At 64.2% G+C, this 16,099-nt stretch carries 18 protein-coding genes; 11 read left to right on the top strand and 7 right to left on the bottom strand.

The features are described from left to right. The first annotated feature begins 10 nt into the window (after window positions 1-10). The 5 genes from mamP to mamB are packed head-to-tail and all read left to right on the top strand — an operon-like array spanning window position 11 to window position 3,532. Window positions 11-838, top strand: a complete 828-nt coding sequence (gene mamP / locus WV31_RS01940; RefSeq protein WP_011383401.1) for a magnetosome magnetite formation protein MamP — start codon at window positions 11-13, stop codon at window positions 836-838. A 34-nt stretch (window positions 839-872) separates the two neighbouring features. Beyond that, window positions 873-1,526: a magnetosome protein MamA gene (mamA, locus tag WV31_RS01935; protein WP_009869052.1), complete on the top strand. Its 654-nt coding sequence runs from the start codon at window positions 873-875 to the stop codon at window positions 1,524-1,526. A 49-nt stretch (window positions 1,527-1,575) separates the two neighbouring features. Beyond that, entirely contained in the window at window positions 1,576-2,394 is an 819-nt protein-coding gene (gene mamQ, locus WV31_RS01930; RefSeq protein WP_011383430.1) for a magnetosome protein MamQ, read from the top strand. Next, window positions 2,391-2,645 (top strand): magnetosome protein MamR, encoded by a 255-nt coding sequence (mamR, locus tag WV31_RS01925; protein WP_008622632.1) that lies wholly within the window; start codon window positions 2,391-2,393, stop codon window positions 2,643-2,645. Before mamQ ends, mamR begins: the two co-directional genes overlap by 4 nt. Further along, window positions 2,642-3,532 (top strand): magnetosome biogenesis CDF transporter MamB, encoded by an 891-nt coding sequence (gene mamB / locus WV31_RS01920; RefSeq protein ID WP_008622631.1) that lies wholly within the window; start codon window positions 2,642-2,644, stop codon window positions 3,530-3,532. The genes mamR and mamB overlap by 4 nt, the downstream gene beginning before the upstream one ends. Before the next feature lie 59 nt (window positions 3,533-3,591). Here mamB and WV31_RS01915 read toward each other — a convergent pair whose 3' ends face one another. The 3 genes from WV31_RS01915 to WV31_RS01905 all read right to left on the bottom strand — a co-directional run bounded on the left by WV31_RS01915 (window position 3,592) and on the right by WV31_RS01905 (window position 4,935). Beyond that, window positions 3,592-3,840, bottom strand: a complete 249-nt coding sequence (locus tag WV31_RS01915; protein ID WP_085372070.1) for a hypothetical protein — start codon at window positions 3,838-3,840, stop codon at window positions 3,592-3,594. Between the two features lie 138 nt (window positions 3,841-3,978). Then, window positions 3,979-4,404: a Fur family transcriptional regulator gene (locus WV31_RS01910; protein WP_008615103.1), complete on the bottom strand. Its 426-nt coding sequence runs from the start codon at window positions 4,402-4,404 to the stop codon at window positions 3,979-3,981. 105 nt (window positions 4,405-4,509) lie between these two features. Next, complete coding sequence (locus WV31_RS01905) at window positions 4,510-4,935, bottom strand: MerR family transcriptional regulator (RefSeq protein ID WP_008615101.1); 426 nt, start codon at window positions 4,933-4,935, stop codon at window positions 4,510-4,512. A gap of 99 nt (window positions 4,936-5,034) precedes the next feature. Between WV31_RS01905 and WV31_RS01900 the strand changes: the two genes are divergently transcribed. The 3 genes from WV31_RS01900 to WV31_RS01890 all read left to right on the top strand — a co-directional run bounded on the left by WV31_RS01900 (window position 5,035) and on the right by WV31_RS01890 (window position 8,855). Next, a complete protein-coding gene (locus tag WV31_RS01900) occupies window positions 5,035-7,308 on the top strand; it encodes a heavy metal translocating P-type ATPase (RefSeq protein WP_237051445.1) in 2,274 nt (757 codons plus the stop codon). 16 nt (window positions 7,309-7,324) lie between these two features. After that, window positions 7,325-8,281, top strand: a complete 957-nt coding sequence (gene dmeF, locus WV31_RS01895; RefSeq protein ID WP_008615089.1) for a CDF family Co(II)/Ni(II) efflux transporter DmeF — start codon at window positions 7,325-7,327, stop codon at window positions 8,279-8,281. A 247-nt stretch (window positions 8,282-8,528) separates the two neighbouring features. Further along, window positions 8,529-8,855 carry a YnfA family protein gene (locus WV31_RS01890; RefSeq protein WP_009869365.1) on the top strand — a complete coding sequence of 109 codons (327 nt, stop codon included), beginning with the start codon at window positions 8,529-8,531 and terminating at the stop codon, window positions 8,853-8,855. A gap of 35 nt (window positions 8,856-8,890) precedes the next feature. Here WV31_RS01890 and ftsZ read toward each other — a convergent pair whose 3' ends face one another. From ftsZ to mamY, 4 genes are all read right to left on the bottom strand, one after another. Further along, window positions 8,891-9,826 carry a cell division protein FtsZ gene (ftsZ, locus tag WV31_RS01885; protein WP_011383435.1) on the bottom strand — a complete coding sequence of 312 codons (936 nt, stop codon included), beginning with the start codon at window positions 9,824-9,826 and terminating at the stop codon, window positions 8,891-8,893. Window positions 9,827-9,871: 45 nt separating this feature from the next. After that, window positions 9,872-11,806 carry a magnetosome biogenesis transporter MamZ gene (gene mamZ, locus WV31_RS01880; RefSeq protein ID WP_008615077.1) on the bottom strand — a complete coding sequence of 645 codons (1,935 nt, stop codon included), beginning with the start codon at window positions 11,804-11,806 and terminating at the stop codon, window positions 9,872-9,874. Then, a complete protein-coding gene (gene mamX, locus WV31_RS01875) occupies window positions 11,790-12,560 on the bottom strand; it encodes a magnetosome protein MamX (protein WP_008615076.1) in 771 nt (256 codons plus the stop codon). The genes mamZ and mamX overlap by 17 nt, the downstream gene beginning before the upstream one ends. A gap of 180 nt (window positions 12,561-12,740) precedes the next feature. Beyond that, window positions 12,741-13,739 carry a liposome tubulation protein MamY gene (mamY, locus tag WV31_RS01870; protein ID WP_237051444.1) on the bottom strand — a complete coding sequence of 333 codons (999 nt, stop codon included), beginning with the start codon at window positions 13,737-13,739 and terminating at the stop codon, window positions 12,741-12,743. Here mamY and WV31_RS22340 point away from each other — a divergent pair. From WV31_RS22340 to WV31_RS01860, 3 genes are all read left to right on the top strand, one after another. Further along, window positions 13,728-14,018, top strand: coding sequence for a hypothetical protein (locus tag WV31_RS22340; protein ID WP_231848986.1), 291 nt, complete (start codon window positions 13,728-13,730; stop codon window positions 14,016-14,018). The two genes, mamY and WV31_RS22340, sit on opposite strands and share 12 nt — an antisense overlap. Window positions 14,019-14,181: 163 nt before the next feature. Then, the gene (locus tag WV31_RS01865) at window positions 14,182-15,162 is read left to right on the top strand and encodes a hypothetical protein (RefSeq protein WP_043746030.1); all 981 of its coding nucleotides are present in this window, start codon (window positions 14,182-14,184) and stop codon (window positions 15,160-15,162) included. A gap of 28 nt (window positions 15,163-15,190) precedes the next feature. After that, on the top strand, window positions 15,191-16,099 hold the full coding sequence (locus WV31_RS01860; RefSeq protein ID WP_231848987.1) for a protein phosphatase 2C domain-containing protein: 909 nt from the start codon (window positions 15,191-15,193) through the stop codon (window positions 16,097-16,099).

Here is a 16,099-nt window from a genome sequence, read left to right as displayed (position 1 = left end):
TTGGCCGGACATGAATAGCAAGGTGGCGCTTCTGGTCGTGGGACTGGCCGTTGTTCTGGCGCTCGTCATCGGGCGGCAGGGGCCGGTCGCGCCCCAGGCCACGAATACGCAGTCCCAGGCGGTGGCAGCAGGGCCGGTCGCGGCGCCTGTGGCCTTTCCCCAGCCCCTGTATCCCCAGGCGGCCAATGTTGCCATGCCGGTGGAGCCCGATCCTGCGGCGGGCGGCGGGACCGCGCCGGCGACGGAATCGCCGCTGCCCAACTTCGTTCCGCGCAAGCTGAAGGTGTTCGAAGGGCATTGGCAGGGCATGGACGGTCGCCTGATGACCGAGGAACTGGCCCGCAAGCTGAACTATCCGCGCGGCCTGCAGGGGGTTTTGCTGGGCGAAGTCACGCTGAACGCGGCGTTTTCCGGGCTTTTGGCCGGCGATCTCATCGTCAGGATCGACGATACCCCGGTCACCGACATGGAGAGTTTCAAGGCCGCCAGCCGGACCGTGGCCAACCGCTCCGATGCGCGGATCAGCGTACTGCGTAAGGACAACCGGCCGGGGGCTCCGGTGGTGCGCAAGCTGACGGTGGTCCTGCGCGAGGCCGAGGGCGGCCTGGGCTTCGCCCAGTTGGAAGGCGCGCCCATGATCCTGGCGGGCGATCCGCGCCCCCACGGCTATCGCGGCGCCTGCACCGATTGCCACCCCATCGGCCAGGGGTTCGAGTTGACCCCCGACCCAGATTTGATAAGCCTGCCCCCGCCGACGATCACGCGTGATATGGTCGCCCGGAGCGTCAATCCTCACGAAGTGCGCGGGCCGTGCGAAGCCTGCCACGTCATAAAGTGATCAGAGCCACCTGATTAGGATTTTGGAGAACACTATGTCTAGCAAGCCGTCGGATATTCTTGACGAGGTCACTCTTTACGCTCACTACGGCCTTTCGGTGGCGAAGAAGCTCGGAATGAACATGGTCGATGCGTTCCGTGCGGCCTTTTCCGTCAACGACGACATCCGCCAGGTGTATTACCGCGACAAGGGCATCTCCCACGCCAAGGCCGGGCGCTATTCCCAGGCCGTCATGCTGCTGGAGCAGGTCTACGACGCCGATGCCTTCGATGTGGATGTGGCTCTGCACCTGGGAATCGCCTATGTGAAGACCGGCGCCGTCGATCGCGGCACCGAACTACTCGAACGTTCCTTGGCCGATGCGCCCGACAACGTGAAGGTGGCGACCGTTCTCGGCCTGACCTATGTGCAGGTGCAAAAGTACGATCTGGCCGTTCCGCTGCTGATCAAGGTGGCCGAGGCCAATCCCATCAATTTCAACGTCCGGTTCCGTCTGGGCGTGGCGCTGGACAACCTCGGCCGTTTCGACGAAGCCATCGACAGCTTCAAGATCGCGCTGGGCCTGCGTCCCAATGAAGGCAAGGTGCATCGCGCCATCGCCTTCAGCTATGAGCAGATGGGCCGGCACGAGGAAGCCTTGCCGCATTTCAAGAAGGCCAATGAACTTGACGAAGGGGCCTCGGTCTGAGGCCGTATGAGGGGCGTTTCCTTCATACGACGAGCTTAGAGAGGCGGATATGGCATTAGGCGACGCGAATGTTGGTTCGGCCCCTGGGGTCGACTTCAGTGCGCTGCAACGGGTGAAGCAGTCGGAGGAGCTGCTTGCCCAGTTGTACGTGGTGGAGGAGACGCCGCGTCGTTTGGGGCGTGGGCCGGTGCACGCTCTTATGGTCATATCGGTTTTGTCGGTTGTTGCGTTCATCGCGACGTTGCTGATGCGCTACAACACCTTCGTGACCATGTCGGAAGACACGCAGGCGAAGCGGTCCAATTACGAGGTGATGATCCAGCGCCGGGACAATCTGTTCGGCAATCTTGTGAAGCTGACGCTGAACCATGCTGCATTGGAGCACTCGATCTTCTCGCATACCTCGGACAAGCGGACCGAGGGCGTTGAGGCTGGCAAGGGCGGCCCTATCGGCTCGGCGCTGGAACAGCTGATGAAGCAGGGCGGGATCGGCAAGCTTCTGGGTGATATTGGGGGCGGCAAGGCGCTGCTGGGGGCCGACGGAGGCTTCGGCAATGCGCTGGGCCGTTTGATGGCGGTGGTGGAGCAGTATCCGACCATCCAGTCGGTGGACACCTACAAGCATATGATGACGTCGCTGGTGGAGATGGAAGACCGCATCGCGACGCGTCGGGAGGATTACAACGCCGCCGCCTCGACCTACAACATCGAGATCACCAAGTGGCCGTGGAACTATCTGGCGTTCATCACCGGGTTCAAGCGGGCGGAGTATTTCCAGGAAAAGCCGGCGGGCGACACGCCGATCATCACGCCGCAGCTGTTCCAGGAACTGTTGCCTCTCAACCATGCGCAGGACATCAAGAAATGATCTGGACGGCGGTGATCAAGGGGAGCGCGCTGGTGACCTTCGTGCAGGGCGCCATGGTGCTGGTGGACAAGATCTTCGGCGAGGAGATCTTGCCGCACCGGATCTACAGCAGCGCGGAAGCCTCGCAATTGCTGGGGATGGACCGTCTCGAGGTGCTGGGCCTGATTCGTTCGGGGACGATCAAGGCGAAGAAGGTGGGCGATAATTATCGTATCCTGGGCTCCAATCTTGTGGATTACATGAACCGATGAAGTTCGAAAATTGCAGGGATTGCCGCGAGGAAGTGGTGTGGTGGGCCTTTACCGCCGACATCTGCATGACCCTGTTCAAGGGGGTCCTCGGGCTGATGAGCGGCAGCGTGGCGCTGGTGGCGGATTCGTTGCATTCGGGGGCGGACGTGGTGGCCAGCGGGGTGACCCAGCTCAGCTTGAAGATTTCGAACAAGCCAGCGGATGAGCGCTATCCGTTCGGCTACGGCAACATCCAATACATCTCGTCGTCCATCGTGGGCTCCTTGCTGCTGATCGGGGCCAGCTTCTTGATGTACGGCTCGGTGATGAAGCTGATCTCGGGGACCTACGAGGCGCCGAGCATCTTCGCGGCGGTTGGGGCGTCGGTGACGGTGATCGTCAACGAGCTGATGTATCGCTACCAGATCTGCGTGGGCAACGAAAACAACAGCCCGGCCATCATCGCCAATGCCTGGGACAACCGGTCCGACGCCATCTCGTCGGCGGCGGTGATGGTCGGCGTGATCGCCTCGGTGATCGGCTTTCCCATCGCCGACACCATCGCGGCCATCGGCGTCTCGGCCCTGGTGGGACGCATCGGCCTGGAACTGATCGGAACCTCGATCCACGGCCTGATGGACAGCTCGGTGGATACGGAATTGCTGCAGACCGCCTGGCAGGTGGCCATGGACACGCCCATGGTCCACAGCATCTATTTCCTGCGCGGTCGCCATGTGGGCGAGGACGTGCAGTTCGACATCCGCCTGCGGGTCGATCCCAATCTGCGCATCAAGGACAGTTCCATGGTGGCCGAGGCGGTACGCCGGCGCATCCAGGAGGAAATCCCCCACGCCCGCGACATCCGCCTGTTCGTCAGCCCGGCACCCGCCGCCGCGGCACGGGCCTGAGCGAGAGAGGGGCCGCCCGCGCCATGGGCGGCGGGCAGTTTAGTTCCATCGGAAGGGGTTCAGACCCGACGGTGACGGGCGGCGGCGGATCCGAAGATCAGACCGGCCATCAAGCCGACGGCGACGGCGGCGCCCAGCGGACCGCCGGCTAGGGCTCCCAAGCCGACACCGGCCATCTTGCCCATGGTCAGGAAGCCCGCGGCCTTGGCGGTTCCCGCCGCCACGGCGCCACCGGCACCGGCGACGGTGGAACGAACGACCGCGCGGGACCCGGCGGAAGGAGAGAAGGTGGCGGCTTGACGGCTCATGGGGCATCTCCTCGGCTGTGATTGCGAACAAATCGCATCTACAGAAAGCCGCAATTGCCACTCATTGTCAATGGGTATTCGCATCGCCCCCGATGAGCCGCGCGGATTGCCGTGCCGCTTGAGGGGGGGGCGCCCGCCTCAGTCGGCGGTTTCGTCGGCGGCCAGCGGAACTCCGAACAGCTCCAGGCGGTGGCCCACGACCCGGTAGCCGTAGCGCGTGGCGATTTCCTTTTGCAGGGATTCGATCTCCTCGCTGGAGAATTCGATGACCTTGCCGGTTTTCAGGTCGATCAGGTGATCGTGGTGATCACCGTCAGCTTCTTCGTAGCGGGCGCGGCCGTCGCCGAAATCGTGCCGCTTCAAGATGGCCGTTTCCTCGAACAGCCGCACGGTGCGATAGACCGTGGCGATGCTGATATGGGGATCGATCTCGGCCGCCCGGCGGTAGACTTCCTCCACATCCGGATGGTCGGAGGACTCGGACAGGACGCGGGCGATGACCCGGCGCTGGCCGGTCATCTTCATGTTCTTGTCGATGCAACGTTGTTCGATTCGAGAAATCATGGCCGTCTCATCCGATTTTTCCTGCCGGTTCAGGGGGAACGGTACCATCAAGGGAGAGGTTGGCAAAGCGCGAGAGCGCAACCGCGCGTTTCGCTGCCGTCGCGGTCATATAGCGTCCTGCTGTGCGGAGCCGGGGGCGGTCAGTGAGCCGATGATCTGGCATTGGGCGACCACCTGTCCGCAGCAATTCTTCATCTTCCGCAATTCGTCGCGCAAAAGGGTGAGGTCGGCAATTTTGCGTTCCACCTCGTCAAGATGGAGGAGAACCATCTGATCGGCACCTTCGCACGGGGAATCGGGTCGTTCGGCCAGAGTCAGCAGGGCACGGATGGAATCGATGGAAAAGCCCAGATCGCGGCCCCGGCGAATGAAGCGGAGCCGCTGAAGATGGTGGTCCTCATATTGACGAAAGCCGCCCTGGCTCCGTGCCGGCGGCGGCAGTAGCCCGATCTTCTCGTAATAGCGGATGGTTTCGATGTTGACGCCGGTCTGCCGGCTGAGGCCGCCGATATTGAAGGGCTGAAGCGTCATGATTTTCCGTTGACTCTGTAGTGGCTCCAGGGTCCATGCTCCACTTGAATCGGGTGATTGTCCAGCGCGATCACGGACCGCGTCGAAGGAGTTCGGGTCATGTCGGAAGCCAAATCTTGCTGCACCAGCAAATGTTGCGGCGGGGGCGCGTCAGCGGTTCTTCCCACTGCGGCGCTCCAGCCGCCTCGGCCGGGTAAGTCCCGGGCCTTCCGCATCACCGGCATGTGCTGCGTCGAGGAGGTGCGGACGCTGAAGGCGGCCGTCGGCCCGCTGGCCGGGGGGGACGAGCGCCTGAGCTTCGATCTGCTCAACGGCAAGATGATCGTCCGGGCCGATATCGACGCCGACGCGGTGATCGCCGCCGTTTCGCGCACGGGAATGGGGGCGGAGCCGTGGGAACGCACCAGCGTGGCCGAGCGCGACAAGGCCAATTCCTCGCGCCGGTTGCTTCAGGCGGTTCTGGCGGGGCTCAGCGGCGGCGCCGCGCTGCTGGGGCTGATTCTCGACCAGGCGGTCAAAGTGCCGCTCCCCGCCCAGATCGCCGAGGCCGTGGCCGTGGCGGTGGGTTTGTGGATGGTGCTGCCCAAGGCACTGCATGCCGTTCGCTCGCTGCGGCCGGACATGAATTTGTTGATGAGCGTCGCGGTCTTCGGTGCCATGGCACTGGGGGACTGGATGGAGGCGGCTACCGTTTCGGCGCTGTTCGCGCTGTCCCTGGCGCTGGAGAGCTGGAGCGCCGAGCGCGCCCGCCGGGCTATCGCCTCGCTGATGGACCTCACCCCGCCCATGGCGCGGGTAAAGGGAACCGACGGAGCCGAATCCCTGGTGGCGCCAGAGGATGTACCCGTGGGGGCCGTCTTCGTCGTGCTGCCGGGTGAACGCATTCCCCTGGACGGCCGCGTCCTGGTGGGCGAAAGCATGGTGGATCAGGCGCCGATCACCGGGGAAAGCGTGCCGGTGCTGAAAAGCGTGGGCACGGAGGTTTTCGCGGGCACCATCAATGCCGACGGCGTCTTGGAGGTGCAAAACCTTAAGCCGGCCGGTGAAACTACCCTGGCCAAGGTGGCCCGGCTGGTGGAGGAGGCCCAGGGCAAGCGATCCAAGGTGGAGCGCTGGGTCGATCGCTTCGCCGCGATCTATACCCCCGTCGTCCTGGCCGGTGCCGTGGCGGTGGCGGTGCTGCCGCCGCTGGCGCTCGGCCTGGACTGGTCCGAATGGATCTACCGCTCGTTGGTGTTGCTGGTCATTTCATGCCCCTGCGCCCTGGTGATCTCGACGCCGCTGACGGTGGTGGCCGCCATGGCCTCGGCGGCGCGGGCCGGTGTGCTGGTCAAGGGCGGGGAATATCTTGAAACGGCGTCGCGGCTGTCCGCCATCGCCTTCGACAAGACGGGAACCGTGACTTCGGGCCGCCCCGGTGTCGAACGGGTGATGGCGCTGGACGGCGGCGACGAGGGCCGCATCTTGCGGCTTGCGGCGGCGCTGGAGGCGCGCAGCACCCACCCGCTGGGCCGGGCCATCCTCGATCACGCCGCCGCCGGGGGCATTGCTCCGACTCCGGCCGAATCCGTCCAGTCCCTGCCCGGCAAGGGGATGTGCGGGGTCGTCGATGGCGAGGCGGTGTGGCTGGGCTCCCATCGTTACGCGATGGAGCGGGGTGCCGAGACGCCTGCCGTGCGCGAGGCGGCCCTGGCCTTGGCGGAAGGGGGGCGGTCGGTGGTGGCGGTGGGGGATGCCGCCGGGGTACGCGGGCTGATCGCCCTGTCCGATCCCATTCGTCCGGAAGCTGCGACGGCGCTGGCGGGCCTGCGCCGGGCCGGGGTGGGCAAACTGATCATGCTGACCGGAGACAACGCCGCCACCGGCGAGCGGGTAGCCGCTGCCCTGGGCTTCGATCTCGTCCTGGCGGAACTGCTGCCCGAGGACAAAAGCGAGGCCATGGACGATCTCGCCCGGCAATTCGGAACCGTCGCCATGGTGGGAGACGGAGTCAACGACGCCCCCGCCATGGCCCGGTCGTCCCTGGGTATCGCCATGGGGGCCGCCGGAACCGATACCGCCATCGAAACCTCGGATCTGGCGCTGATGTCCGACGATCTGACCAGGTTGGCCTGGCTGATCGGCCATTCCCGCCGGATGATGACGGTCATCCGCCAGAATATCGGTTTCGCCATCACCCTGAAGGCGGTGTTCATGGTGCTGGCGATTTTGGACATCGCGACCCTGTGGGGAGCCATCGCGGCGGATATGGGAGCGGCCCTTCTGGTGGCCTTCAATGGATTGCGCTTGCTGAAGGCCGGCGTTACTCAGAGGTCCGAGGACGGCATGGGCTTATCCTCGTCGTCGAATACCTTGAAACAGAGGCTTGCCTAGGGATGGAGGGGCGATCATGCATGTTCACAATCTGTCGTCATGGCAACACAGCCACCATTTCCAATCGGGCCTGGAAGCATCCGCCGAACGTCGGACCAAGATCGTGGTGGCTCTGACCATCGTCATGATGGTGGCCGAGATCGCGGCGGGCACGATCTTCAACTCCATGGCACTGCTGGCCGACGGCTGGCATATGTCCACCCATGCCGGGGCCTTGGGAATCGCCGCCTTCGCCTATACCTTCGCCCGCAGTCACGCCGACGACCAGCGCTTTACCTTCGGCACCGGCAAGGTCGGGACGCTGGGCGGCTTTACCAGCGCCATTATCCTTTGCATGGTGGCGCTGCTGATGGTGTGGGAATCGGCAAACCGCCTGATGACGGTCCAAGCCATCGCCTTCGACGAGGCCCTGATGGTCGCCGTCATCGGGTTGGTCGTCAACGTGGTCAGCGCCGGGATTTTGGGCGGACACGGCCTCGGCGACGACCATGATCACTGCGGCCACCACCACGATCACGACCATCATCGCGACCATCACGACCACAATCTCCAGGCCGCCTATATCCATGTCCTGGCAGACGTCCTCACCTCGGTGTTGGCCATCGCCGCCCTGCTGCTGGGGAAATATCTGGGGTGGTGGTGGATGGATCCCATGATGGGATTGGTCGGGGCCGCCGTCATCGGCAAATGGGCCTGGGGCTTGATGCGCAAGACCGGTTCGGTCTTGCTGGATCACAGCGACGACCGGGAGCTGCCGGAGGAAGTCCGCGCCGCCATCGAGGGCGATGCCGACAACCGGCTGTCCGATCTTCATCTCTGGCAGATCGGGCCGGGCCATTGGGGGGCCATCGTCTCGCTGGTGACCCACACCCCGCGCGAGCCGGGCCATTACAAGACGCTGCTGGCCGAGGTTCACGAACTCAGCCATGTCACGGTGGAGGTCCATCCCTGCGACGGGGCGTCTTGCGGCTAAAGCGGTTTGCGCTTTATCTGGCGCAAACCGCTTTGGCGAGCATTGAGCGAGCGGCCAAGCAAACCGTAGGTTTGGGCCCGGCGAGGGCATACATAAGATTATAGCCTTTTGCGTCACATTCGACGCAAAAGGCTTTAGGGGGGCTTCCCGATCGGCTCATGGCAATCGGCCTTCATCCGGCTTGCCGCGGGGGCGGGCGGTGCTGTGGTCCGGCTATAATTTCCGGGAAAAAGGGGATGAAATCAGGATGTGGGCCATTCCGACATACCTTCTGGCCGCTTTCGCCGAGATCGGCGGTTGCTTCGCGTTCTGGGCCTGGCTCCGGCTGGGCAAATCGCCCTTCTGGCTGGCTCCGGGGATGGCCAGTCTGGCCCTGTTCGCCTGGGCCTTGACCCGGGTCGATGCCGATTTCGCCGGTCGCGCCTATGCGGCCTATGGCGGCATCTACATTTTGTCGTCGTTGGTGTGGATGTGGGCGGTGGAAGAGAGCCCGCCGGACCGGTGGGACGTTCTGGGCGCCGCCTTCTGCCTGGCGGGCGCCCTGGTGATCATTTTCGCCCCCCGCGGCGAGTGATGCCGTAATCGGCCGCAGGGCGGCGGGGCGTTTCGTCAGGCGATTCCGGTGGCTACCACCGAAACCCGCATCTTGCCGGCCAGGGCGTCGTCGAAGGTGGATCCGAAAATGATGTTGGCCTCGGCGGCCACTTCCTCGCGGATGCGGTTAGCGGCCGAGTCCACCTCGAACAAGGTCATGTCCATGCCGCCGGTGATGTTGATCAGGACGCCCTTGGCCCCCTTTATGGAGGTGTCGCCCAGCAGCGGGTTGGAGATGGCGGCCTCGGCGGCGTCGATCGCGCGCTTTTCGCCGGCGGCCTCGCCGGTGCCCATGATGGCCTTGCCCATTTCGCTCATGACGATGCGGATATCGGCGAAATCCAGGTTGATCAGGCCGGGCATCACCACCAGATCGGTGACGCTGCGCACCCCGGAATTGAGCACGCCGTCGGCCATCTTGAAGGCGTCGGCGAAGGTGGTGCGCTCGGTGGCGACGCGGAACAGGTTCTGATTGGGGATGATGATCAGGGTATCGAGCTCTTCTTGCAGGGCTTCAATGCCGAGATCGGCGGTGTGCATGCGGTGCTTGCCTTCGAAGTGGAACGGCTTGGTCACCACGCCGATGGTAAGGATCCCCTGTTCGCGGGCGGCCCTGGCGATGACCGGTGCCGCGCCCGACCCGGTGCCGCCGCCCATGCCGGCGGTGATGAACACCATATGGGCGTCGCCGATCAGGTCTTGGATGTCTTCGAGACTTTCTTCCGCGGCGGCGCGGCCCACGTCCGGGCGCGAACCGGCGCCCAATCCCTGGGTGACCCGGCCGCCGAGTTGGATGCGTCGCTCGGTCAGGCTCAGCCCCAGCGCCTGGGCGTCCGTATTGGCGATGATGAATTCCACGCCCTCGATCTTGGACTGGATCATGTTGTTGACGGCGTTGCCGCCGGCTCCGCCGACGCCGATCACCACTATTCTCGGACGGACTATCGTCATCGCACCATCACCGCCGATAAGACATGCGCCGCGTGTCCAGCCTCATCAGCCGATCCGCAGGGCGCGCAGCACGTTCCCGCCCCGCCACTGGTGAAAGCGATACCACAGCAAAACGATGACGGCCGCCGCATAGACATAGGGTTCGCCGTTTTCGTGATTGGCGGCAAGGATGAAGTGGAGCGCCACCAGGGCGTTGATCACATAAGTAGCACTGTGCAGTTTCTTCCAGCGCTTGCCGCCGATCCGCTTGATCTGGCTGTTGGCCGAGGTGAAGGCCAGTGGAATCAGCAGCGCGAACGCCACCAGACCGAGCAAGATGAACGGCCGCTTGTAGATGTCGCCCATCATGTCGCCCAGATTGAGCGCCCATTCCAAGGCGACATAGGCCAAGACGTGCATCACCGCGTAGAAAAAGGCGAACAGCCCGATCATGCGCCGGTATTTGGCCAGGGTCTTGATGCCGGTGATTTCCTGGACCGGACGCATGGCCAGGGAAATAATCAAGAAGGTGAAGGCCCAATCGCCGAGATAGCGGTTGACGAAGCCGACGGGGGCCTCGCCCAGGGACCCGTTGGAGATATAGCCCTCGATGACGCTGCGTCCCACCAGCCAGACGAAGGGCAGTGCGGCGGTCAGGAATACCAGCGGCTTCCAATCCACTGTGCGGGCCGATTTCAGATGATGGTCGCAGGTTTCGTCGATGCCGTTGGCCAGCAGCCAGGCGGCGTAAAGGGTCACCAGCATCTTGCCCGTTCCCATCAAGATGAACGGGGCGCGGGGGCCGAGGGCGTCGAAATAATAGCCGCCGCTTTGGACCAGCATGACGGTTCCCAGGCCGCCGACCAGATAACCGGCTCCCACCATGGCCCCCAGGATCGGCTTGGGCGAGGCGTCCACGGTCAGAACCTGAAGGGTCACGAAACATCCCGCATGGCCGATTCCCACCATCAGCAGCGGCAGCGCCACCAGCCAGTTGAAGGGATTGGCGAACATGCCCAGCCAGATATAGCCCAGCGCCGCCAGGGACAGGCTGGCGCCGATGGCGGAAATGCGGCTGTGCCGTTCGATGAAGCTGCGCCATAGCGGCACCGCCGCCAGCACCGCCAGCCCCAGCAGGCCGATCATCACGGCGGCATGGGCGGTGGCGAAGGTGCGGGTCACCCCCACCAGATCGGAAACGGAAATGCACCACAGCGAGAAGAACAGGCTGAGGATGATCACGTCGGCGCGGGTGTAGAAGGCGGCGGCGAAGGCCAGCTGCATGCGCGGATCGCTGGTGATCACCGTCCAGACCTGCCGCAGCGGATGTTCGTCGTCTTCCGAGGCCGGCTGGGGCGGGGCCACGTCCCGCAGATTGCGCCGCGTCAGCTGGAAACCGGCGATTCCGGCCAGCAGCGGCAGGCACATGATGAGGAAGACGCCGCCGGGATAATCGGCCATCTGCATGACGATGGCGGCCAGCATGGTGCCGCCGAACACCATCATGAAGACCAGATTCCCCATGAGGCGCGGCCGGTTGGCGCGCGACGACACATCGCCCACCAGGGTGGACAGCTGCAACTGGACGGTATCGGCGCCCACGGTCAGCAGCACCCGGGTCAGATAGAACAGCACCAGACCGGCGGCGCCGAAGGCCAGTCCTACCTGAAGGCTGAGCAGCGATACCGCCGCGCCGACCACGGCGATCAGGAAGCCCAGGGCGATGATCCGCACCCGGCCGATGCGATCGGACAGCAGGCCGAACCAGCCCACACAGACGATGGAGACGATTTCCGCCACCACCTGGATATCGGCGTTGACGGCGCCTTCCTTTTCGAAGGCGATGCCGAAGATCTTGTCCAGCAGCAGGGGCTGGATGGAAATGGAAAGCGCCGCCATCAGGGCGCCCACGGTCATCAGCAGATAGATGATGTTCCATTGGGTGGGGGCGAAGTCGTCCGCCGTCGTCCCCTTGGCCGGAGCCTCAGCGTTCCTCGGCATCCATGCCTCCCGCATTCGCCCAAAGGCCGTTGAGGTGATTGTCGCGCAAGGCGCAGATTTCGCCGTTGGCCATGACGCTCATGGCGTAATCCAGTCCTGCGGCGGCTTGGGTCGGATCGCGGAAGGCGGTGCCCTTGACGAACATGCCGGGACGAACCACGCAGCCCTCGGCCTGCAGATACCAGCGCGGGGCCAGGTCGATCCAGATGGGCGGATTGATGCCGTCGTTGATCTGGATGTAGATGTCGCCCCAGACTGAGCGGGCTCCGGCTCCGGCGATGCTCACGACCTTGCCCTGATAGCGGAAGGGCACCATCCGTTCGTGGGCTTCATTGCCCAGGGGGACGGCGGCGGGGGCCGGAGCTACCGCCAGGGCCACGCTCACCGCCTCGGGCAGGGGCATGCCCGGTGTGACCGCCGCCGGAAGCGGCGCCGCCTTGGCGCCCTTGGCGACGCTGCCTTTCTTCACGATGGTGTGGCAGCTGGCGCAGGGCATTTTTTCGCGGCCGTCCACATGGGGCGCCGGGGTTCCCTGGACGATGGGCAGGGTTCCCGATCCCGGTCCGGTGCCGATGGCCGGGGGGGTGACGATGTGGCAGCTGGAGCAGACCATCTTCTCGCGGCCGTCGCGATGGGGGGCGGGCATTCCGGCGACGATGGGCGGGGCCAGATCGTAGGTGTGGTCCTCCCAGGGATTGGCGTTGAACACGGCGGTCAGGACCAGGGCCATGCTGAAGGCAATGCCCAGCGCCATGATCCAAACCGCGATATTGGGATGTGCAACGGCCTTACTGCTCACGGGGACTCGATCGATGGCAAAGTGTTTAACCGGTTTGTGCTTTGGCGTCGGGGGTGGCCGCTTATAAGAACGGCTCCAAACTGTCGAGGCGGAAGTTTCTCATATCCCGGTTCGGAATGGAATGACCATAGCCCATCAGTCCATGCCGGAATCGGGCGCGGTTTCCGTCCAGACGGGGCTTCCGTCGATCAGGAAGTGTTCGGCTAGGGCTTTTTCCAAGGCCCACAACTCGCCGTCCTCGAAGACGATACGGACGAGGTCGTTGGGATCGCAGGCGGCCACCAGGGAGCGGATCTCGCGGGCTTCGCGCAAGATTTTGGAAATCTGCTGGCGGACGCTTTCGGTGTCCTCGGCGCAACGGCGCAGCTGTTCCGAGCGGTTGACTGCTTCTTGGACCAAGCTGCGGAAAAAGACGTTCTTGTCGCCGGCGAAATAGGCGGTGGTCAGGGTCGAGATGAATTTCCGCGTTCCGTCCCGGTCGCCATGGGCGGCGTTCAGATGTTCGGTCAGCACCTGGGTGGCGGTCATGGACAGATCGTTGAGGGCCAGCCCCAGAACCTCGGCCAAGGCCCGCATGCGGTCGATCCGCTGCGACGGGTCGAGGCCGGGGGGCGCTGGCGCGACGGTGCGGCTTTGGGTGATCTGGGACAATTCCTGGGTGATCTCTTGCGACAGCACCCGCTGGGAGCGCAGCTCATCGACGATGCCGTCGCGGCTGTCGCGGGTCACCTGGACCAGCTGGGCGGTGGCCGATGCCTGGGCCTCCAACTGGGCGGCCACCGCCTCGCGATGCTCGCGGAACAGCTGGGCCAGCAAGGTCATGGCCTCGTCGGTGCCGGATGCCTGCGCGGGCGCGGCAAGGGCGCGGCCCTCCTGGTTCAGCCGGATCAGCTGGGTGGTCGCTTCCACCTGGGCCTCCACCTGGGCGACGATGGCGGCGCGATGCTCGCGGAACAGGTCGGCCAGCATGGCCACGGAGCCCTCCGACGACACATCGTTCCGGGACAGGGTTGTCACCTCGGATTTCAAGGTGTCCACGCTTTTCACGATCCGCGAGAGCATGAGAATCAGGACGGTCAGTCCGATCGGCAAGGCGATGGACAGCAGCACGATGAAGAATTCATGGGGAAGCATGGTGAAGAGATTTTTCCAACCATTGAAAATGGTCAGATAGACGATGGACAGGACAGCCCAAATGACCGCGCCGATCAAGGCCGCGCGGGAGGCGGAATTCAACTTGCCGAAGGCTGCCTTGTTAAACCCCATCAACATAAGGACATCTCCCATGATGGCCGCAATCGCCATCCCAATGCGCCGCCCCGCAGGCGTTCCCCTTATAGTAACAGCAAGGCGAACGGCGGGATACCTTCGAAACAATCCATTGATATGGGTTGGGCGTCGATGCGTCAATGACTGAAATTGCGTATGATTATCACAATCCTATGCTTCGTCAACACGATGCTGCATTGTTGAACATGGCGGTGTACATGGCGGCGGCATTATGCTATCGCCCGAAATCAGGGTTTGTCCGGTCCTTGATGGGCCAGCGACGGTGATCGGCGGGCAGGAGGCAAGCATGAGCTATTCCCAGGAAATCAGCAGGGAGTGCAAGGGAGTCTTCTTGTTCATGGTCGATCAGTCCCGATCCATGAACAAGCCCTTCGGTCCCGATCGGTCGGGAAAGATGGTCAGCCGCGCCGAGGTGGTGGCCAATGCCTTGAACGGCACCTTGGAGGAACTGGTCAACCGCTGCATGCGCGATGAAGGCGTGCGCGATTATTTCGACATCGGGATCATCGGCTACGGCCGCACCAATCGCCCGGAATTCTGCTGGCGCGGCGGCTTGGCGGGTCGTCGGCTGGTTCCCATTCCGGAAGTGGCGGCCAAGGCCGAGATCGAGGAAGTGGAGATCGAAACTGAGATGCGCGGGCAGGTGCTGATCGAGCGCATCACCTTGTCGCGCTGGATCGATCCGGTGGGAGTGGACAGCACCCCCATGAACGCCGCGTTCGGTCTGGCCCATGCCACCTTGGCGGAATGGGTGCGCAACAATCCGGATTCGTTCCCGCCGGTGGTCATCAACATTACCGACGGCATGGCCAACGACGTCAATTCCGATGCCGAGCTTCTGGCCACGGCGCGCAAGCTGACCGGGCTGACGACCGGCGACGGCAATGTCTTGCTCATCAACTGCCATATCGCGGGCGGCAGCGATGCATCGGTGGTGTTCCCCGCTTCGGCGGCGGAACTGCCCCGCGACCCCTATGCCAAGCTGCTGTTCGAGATGTCGAGCGAATTGTCCAATCGCCATCGCGCCGTCATCTGCGAAATCTTCGACCGTGACCCCGGCCGCACCCCTTCCATCAAGGGCATGGCTTTCAACGCCGATGCCGTGGCGTTGCTCAAGCTGCTGGATATCGGCACCCGTCAGGCCATCGGCCTGTCGGTGGCCATGGAGCCCTTCACGCCGCCGGGAATTGAGGCCGCATCCCTGATCGAGGATTCCTTCGTGCTGGAAGAACCGTCCGTGCGGATCGAATATGGCGATCAAGGCTGATCCGCCCTTGATTCGGCGCGCTACCCCCATGCTCACTTGGACGGCCCAGGGCCGCTCGATCGTCAAGCCCCGCAACGACAGCTACGCCGATGGCGACAGGCTGCGGTGGCGGCAAAACGAAGACCGGCTGCGGCTGGCTCGGATTCCCAACGGCCTGCTGGCCGCCGTCTCCGACGGAGCCGGAGGGGCGGGGCTGTTCTGCGGCCCCTGGGCCGAAACGCTGGTGAGCCGCCTGCCCAAGACCCCCATCGCCGGGGTGAATGCGCTGAACCAGTGGATGGACGGGTTCTGCCTGGGCTTTCGCTCGGAATACGCCGCCTTGTCCAAGGCCACTCCCGCCCGGTACAGCAAGTTCATCCGGGAAGGCTCGTTCGCCACGCTGGCGGCCGGCTGGCTCGTCCATCGTCAGGGCCGGGTCCGGCTGCGATGGATGGGCTATGGCGACAGCCAGATGATGGTGTTCGACCGCACCGGGCGCCAGCCTGTCCTGGCGACCTGTTATCCCGCCAGTTTATCGGCGCTGGATCGAGCGCCCTTCTTGCTCAACTGGAAGGATCTGCCACACGATTCCGGATTCCATGCCGGGGAAATGGTATTGCCGGATCGGGCGACGGTGGTGCTGGCGTCGGACGGGATCGGCCAGTATCTGCTGCTGCGGACCCTGGCCGGTCAGCCCCGCCCCGCGGCGGCGGCGGGGCTGGCGGGAGAATTCCAGCGGCTGTCCGGCACCGGCGAGAGCAAGCTTGCCACGGCCGCCCGTGCCCATCGCGCCACGCCGGGGCCCGGCCTGTCCGCCGAGCTGACGGACCTGCGCGATTGCCTCAAATCCGATCAAGCCTTCGCCGATCGGGTCCGCGCCCTGTGCGGCAAGGGGCTGCTGGCCAATGACGATTGCACGTTGATCATGATCGACGTCGATCTTGCCCGGCCCCGGTAA

It is taken from the genome of Magnetospirillum sp. ME-1, from assembly GCF_002105535.1.
Lineage (GTDB): Bacteria > Pseudomonadota > Alphaproteobacteria > Rhodospirillales > Magnetospirillaceae > Phaeospirillum.
The sequence above is the reverse complement of the archived record's forward strand: the minus strand, read 5'-3'. Positions and strand labels throughout refer to the sequence as shown.

Bases quoted from the DNA above. Each gene is read 5' to 3' on its own strand.
- mamY (WP_237051444.1), bottom strand. From the start codon at position 13,739: ATGCTTCCCCATGAATTCTTCATCGTGCTGCTGTCCATCGCCTTGCCG.
- WV31_RS01915 (WP_085372070.1), bottom strand. From the start codon at position 3,840: ATGAGCCGTCAAGCCGCCACCTTCTCTCCTTCCGCCGGGTCCCGCGCG.
- dmeF (WP_008615089.1), top strand. From the start codon at position 7,325: ATGCATGTTCACAATCTGTCGTCATGGCAACACAGCCACCATTTCCAA.
- WV31_RS22340 (WP_231848986.1), top strand. From the start codon at position 13,728: ATGGGGAAGCATGGTGAAGAGATTTTTCCAACCATTGAAAATGGTCAG.
- mamX (WP_008615076.1), bottom strand. From the start codon at position 12,560: ATGGCGCTGGGCATTGCCTTCAGCATGGCCCTGGTCCTGACCGCCGTG.
- WV31_RS01860 (WP_231848987.1), top strand. From the start codon at position 15,191: ATGCTCACTTGGACGGCCCAGGGCCGCTCGATCGTCAAGCCCCGCAAC.
- WV31_RS01890 (WP_009869365.1), top strand. From the start codon at position 8,529: ATGTGGGCCATTCCGACATACCTTCTGGCCGCTTTCGCCGAGATCGGC.
- mamA (WP_009869052.1), top strand. From the start codon at position 873: ATGTCTAGCAAGCCGTCGGATATTCTTGACGAGGTCACTCTTTACGCT.
- mamQ (WP_011383430.1), top strand. From the start codon at position 1,576: ATGGCATTAGGCGACGCGAATGTTGGTTCGGCCCCTGGGGTCGACTTC.
- mamR (WP_008622632.1), top strand. From the start codon at position 2,391: ATGATCTGGACGGCGGTGATCAAGGGGAGCGCGCTGGTGACCTTCGTG.
- WV31_RS01905 (WP_008615101.1), bottom strand. From the start codon at position 4,935: ATGACGCTTCAGCCCTTCAATATCGGCGGCCTCAGCCGGCAGACCGGC.
- mamP (WP_011383401.1), top strand. From the start codon at position 11: ATGAATAGCAAGGTGGCGCTTCTGGTCGTGGGACTGGCCGTTGTTCTG.
- mamB (WP_008622631.1), top strand. From the start codon at position 2,642: ATGAAGTTCGAAAATTGCAGGGATTGCCGCGAGGAAGTGGTGTGGTGG.
- mamZ (WP_008615077.1), bottom strand. From the start codon at position 11,806: ATGCCGAGGAACGCTGAGGCTCCGGCCAAGGGGACGACGGCGGACGAC.
- WV31_RS01900 (WP_237051445.1), top strand. From the start codon at position 5,035: ATGTCGGAAGCCAAATCTTGCTGCACCAGCAAATGTTGCGGCGGGGGC.
- WV31_RS01865 (WP_043746030.1), top strand. From the start codon at position 14,182: ATGAGCTATTCCCAGGAAATCAGCAGGGAGTGCAAGGGAGTCTTCTTG.
- WV31_RS01910 (WP_008615103.1), bottom strand. From the start codon at position 4,404: ATGATTTCTCGAATCGAACAACGTTGCATCGACAAGAACATGAAGATG.
- ftsZ (WP_011383435.1), bottom strand. From the start codon at position 9,826: ATGACGATAGTCCGTCCGAGAATAGTGGTGATCGGCGTCGGCGGAGCC.